Source organism: Bacteroidia bacterium (assembly GCA_019695265.1).
Taxonomy (GTDB): Bacteria; Bacteroidota; Bacteroidia; order JAIBAJ01; family JAIBAJ01; genus JAIBAJ01.
On record JAIBAJ010000173.1, the window covers coordinates 1 to 4,579 of the forward strand.

A 4,579-nucleotide genomic window follows, 5' to 3' on the forward strand; every position below is an offset into this window, starting at 1 on the left:
CCAAATTTTCAGGAAAACACTGCTTTTATTTTTTGAGGATAAATGGGTGGCCCTGTTGATTTTCCTCTTGGTATTTGCCACCAACTATTTCCAAATGGCTTATGGAAATGCGCAACTTACACACATACCCGGTTTTACTGCACTTGGCTTGGTTATTTACTACACTTACCTATGGCATGAAAATCCTTCCAGGAAAAAGGCCTTTGGCATCGGATTGGGTTTGGCCTTTTGCACGGTTATTCGTCCCAATGAAATGGTGGCCATCCTGATTCCATTGCTTTGGAATGTTTACAGCAAAGAAAGTCTGAAGAATAAACTGAATCTTATTAAACAGAATATTTCCTCGGTTGGGATCATTGTTTTAACCATGGTAGGTATAGGCTTCATTCAGGTTTTGTATTGGAAAACAGGAACGGGACAATGGTTATTTTACTCCTACACCAACGCCGGCGAAGGTTTCGACTTATTAAATCCACATTTGCTTAAGTTTCTTTTTAGTTTTAAAAAGGGTTGGTTTATTTATACTCCAATTGCCATATTCCTGGTTTATAGCCTACTACTTTTCAAAAAATATAAACCGGAGTTACATCCCGGATTAGTAGTGTTTTTCTTCATTAGCTTTTGGCTAATTTCCAGCTGGACCTGTTGGTGGTATGCAGGCGCCAGTTACAGTGCCAGAGCTTTAATTCCCGCCTATTTCGCTCTTTTTATACCATTTGGATTCTGGATCAAAGATTTATTTCAACACCATAAATGGACCTTTTACCTGATACTTACTTTCTGTTTATTAATTAATATTAAGCACACCATCCAGTTTAAACGCTGGGTAATCCATTACGACCGAACCACCTATTCCTATTATAAGGCCAACTTTTTCAATTTAACTCCCGACACTACCACTCACCATTTGCTGGGATTCGACCCATTTACTTCAACCATCGAAGGTCCCGATAATATTCAGAATTATACTTTTAAGGAATTGGGTGAAATGCCTTTAACAAAAACCAGTCTTATCCAAGGTTTAAATGGTCAGCCAATCGATTCCGTTACTGAATTTACCAATGGATTTTCAGTTCGTGTTAAAAAACTACCCCAACGAGATCATTTATATCTTAAAATCTCCATTGATGTTTGGATGGATTCCTTACAAACAGTAAAAAATCCTTTGTTGATATGCACCATGCTGCATCATAAGAAGAATTACAAATATGCCGGGAAAGATATTGGCGACTCCGGCTTTAAGCCTAACCAATGGAATCATCTGGAACTCTTTTACCTCATTTACAATCCTCGCTCCGGTAACGACGAATTTATCACTTACCTCTGGAACAGAAACAAAGCCAATTTCTATATCAAAAACTATCGGGTAGATCTCTATGAACCCAAGGCCGAAGATGAATGGCCTTAACCCTAATAAAAACGGGTAGTAAACAAGGCTATATCATCAACAAAAGGTTTTTCACCTTTAAAATGTTCCAACTGTTGAATTATAATCCGGTTAATCTCCTTCATAGAGGCCTGAGGATTATCCAACAATATTAATTCCAATTTGCTGGTACCGAATTCCTTGCCTTTATCATTCTCCAATTCAATTACCCCATCGGTGTAACACAATAAAACCGCATTTCTATTTACACTGATGATACCTTCCTTTACCGATGGAAGCTCATCCAACATTCCTAAACCGGGGCAACCGGTAGTCAACAAAATAGAGGTTTTATCCGACAACAACAAGGGTGGAGTTTGGCCGGCATTCACATAGGTTAACACCCTGGTAACCATGTTATACTTGGCCAAGAACATGGTAATAAAACGTTCTCCTTTGGTACTTTCAATAACCCGTTTATTCAAATCCCTAACCAAATCAGTTAAAGAACTGGAATAATTGAGTAATGCCCGAATATTAGCTTGAAAATTACTCATTAGCAAAGCAGCACTTACTCCCTTTCCTGAAACATCAGCCATGCATAAAACGGCTTCATTATCGTTTATCTGAATAAAATCGTAATAATCTCCTCCTACCTGGCCCATAGGTTTATATTCAGCAGCACATTCAATCTTCTCGTTTTTAGGCAAACTTGGTGGAAACAACATCTCCTGCATTTCCTTTGCCAATTCCATTTCTTTTCGAATGGCGGCTTGCCTCACATTATCCTTGGCCAACTTCTTATTTTCAATTGCCACCACAATGATATTGGTCAAGGTCTGAATAAACGGAATATGTTTAGTTCGTGTGCTTTCTATTATATCTTCCTTTATATCACCCAACAACAAAAAGGCCAGTGGAATATGCTTGTGGTAAACCGGAATAATCACTTCAAACTGACCTAAAAAAAGTTTGTTTTTATCCTTAACCTCAGTAACCTCCCTGAAAATTAATAAATGCTGATCAACGTGCACTGTTGGCATTTCATCCGGTAAACCATACTGCAATTCGCAATTCCAACGGGTGTTGTGGGTAAACAACATCAATTTCCCAATATTGAGTTGATTCCGAAGAACAAACTCAAAAATCTTCAACAATTGCTTGGTGCTGAAGTTATTATTAATGGCATTGGTAATCTCCAGCAAAGAATTCAATTTCAAATTCTTCAACTTCAAAGCACTGTTGGCAATCCGAAGTGTCTCCAGAATTAACTTTTCATTTTTGCTTCTTGGCGTTGCATTCATCTTGGCAGGGAGATTTACAAAAGTAACCAAAGGTCTTGGGAATTAAAACTTTATATCAAGGGTTTTGAACAAGCCGAGTTTAATATCCTCCGCACCCTTCATTTTTATTCCGAACCTGCTACTAGATTCTAACCCCAACCTTGGAAAATGGACAACAGATTGGAAGTCCGGGGTTGCGCTGATGCCACTACAACAATGATCTTTTGAACACCCAAAATTGTCCAAAATCTTGCAAAAACTATACTCGAACTAATCAGTATTCTTTTGCCTAAGCTCCCTTAATAGGTCAACCGGCATGACATACCTTCTTCACTAACAATTTTTGCCCATGGTGTTCGTTTTTGAAAACAATGTTAAATTGGCTACACACAGTAAAACTAATACGTATCCTTGCGGCATGTTCGATTTAGAAAGGTGGCAAGAAATCTTCGAAACCATGGCCCGGCACAAGCTCAGGACCTTCCTGACAGCGTTCGGAGTATTTTGGGGTATATTAATGCTGGTTTTGCTTTTGGCAAGTGGCAAAGGACTCGAAAACGGAGTTAAATATAACTTCAACGACATTTCCCACAATTCTCTGTTTGTTTGGTCCGAAAAAACAACCCTACCCTATCAGGGACATAAACCAGGCCGCTATATACAGTTAGACAACGAAGACACCAAAGCCTTGCGAAGTGAGATACCCGAATTGGGAGCTGTGGCGCCAAAATCCAGGCTGGGTGGAGAATTTTCTGTAAACCGGGGCACCAAAAATGCCAACTTCGTTATTCAAGGTGAGGATCCGGATGTATTAAAAATAGAAACCATTCGCATGACTCACGGTCGGTTCTTAAACGAAACGGACTGTCAGGAGAAAAAGAAAGTTTGTGTTATTGGTCCACGGGCACAGGAAGTGTTATTTCCGGGAGAAGATCCCATAGGAAAATACATTCGAATAAAAGGCGCATTTTTTAAAATTGTTGGAGCATTTAAAGTCAATTCTTCTTCGGGTGGCGACCGGGAAGATGCCCAATGTATTTTCATACCGCTTTCCACCATGCAGCAAACCTATAACATGATGAACAAACTGGGTTGGTATGGTTTATTGGTGAGGCCCGAGGCCAACATGAAAATGGTCGAAAAAAAGGTCAAACTCCTGATTGCCCGCCGTCACCACATACACCCCGACGATTTGGCGGCTATTGGCAGTTGGAATGCCGGCGAAGAGTTTGATCGCTTCAACAGTCTTTTTGCGGCCATCAACCTTTTTGTTTGGGTAGTAGGCATAGGTACTATTATTGCCGGAATTGTTGGAGTGAGCAACATCATGCTCATATTAGTGAAGGAGCGAACCAAGGAAATTGGGATTCGAAAAGCATTAGGAGCCAAGCCGGCGTCCATCATCATGCTAATTATGCAAGAAAGTTTAACCATAACGGCCGTTGCCGGGTATGTAGGCTTATTAACCGGAATTTTATTAATTGAAGGAGTAAACTACGCCATGGTAGAGTTTGGTGCAGAAAGTGAATTCTTTCGTAACCCGGAAATCGACATCAAAATAGCCTTAACTGCCACGGGAGTATTGATTTTAACCGGGTGTTTAGCCGGACTAATACCTGCCCGAAATGCGGCTGCAGTAAATCCAATTGAAGCTTTAAGAGCGGAGTAATTTAGTTAATTTTTAAGGTGCGGGCCGCTTTCGCCACGGAGTTTAACGTTATGAACTTACCCGGGTGCAAGGGCGAAAGCGCCGGGCTATTCGTTCCAAGTCCTCGCCGTCCGGGCTAAAGCCACGGCCGTCTGTGGGCTTTCCACTGCTATCCCTGCCCGGAAAAGTGCAAACCCATTGGGAAGTATTTCAAACCCGGCCATTCCTAAACAAAACGGTATAAAATAAAAACAAGAGTTACACTCAACCGAACAGGAGCAA

The 4,579-nt window shown here is 40.6% G+C and carries 3 protein-coding genes; 2 read left to right on the plus strand and 1 reads right to left on the minus strand.

What is annotated here, in order from left to right:
• Positions 1-1,408 (plus strand): hypothetical protein (locus tag K1X82_14865; protein ID MBX7183392.1); only part of this gene is annotated, 1,408 nt, incomplete at its 5' end.
• 2 nt (positions 1,409-1,410) lie between these two features.
• Here K1X82_14865 and K1X82_14870 read toward each other — a convergent pair.
• Positions 1,411-2,670: a PP2C family protein-serine/threonine phosphatase gene (locus K1X82_14870; GenBank protein ID MBX7183393.1), complete on the minus strand. Its 1,260-nt coding sequence runs from the start codon at positions 2,668-2,670 to the stop codon at positions 1,411-1,413.
• Between the two features lie 397 nt (positions 2,671-3,067).
• Between K1X82_14870 and K1X82_14875 the strand changes: the two genes are divergently transcribed.
• Positions 3,068-4,318 carry an ABC transporter permease gene (locus K1X82_14875; GenBank protein MBX7183394.1) on the plus strand — a complete coding sequence of 417 codons (1,251 nt, stop codon included), beginning with the start codon at positions 3,068-3,070 and terminating at the stop codon, positions 4,316-4,318.
• Positions 4,319-4,579: the final 261 nt, after the last annotated feature.

What these genes read in the sequence shown, in the direction of transcription:
- K1X82_14870 (MBX7183393.1), bottom strand. Translation starts at nt 2,670, where the DNA reads ATGAATGCAACGCCAAGAAGCAAAAATGAAAAGTTAATTCTGGAGACA.
- K1X82_14875 (MBX7183394.1), top strand. Translation starts at nt 3,068, where the DNA reads ATGTTCGATTTAGAAAGGTGGCAAGAAATCTTCGAAACCATGGCCCGG.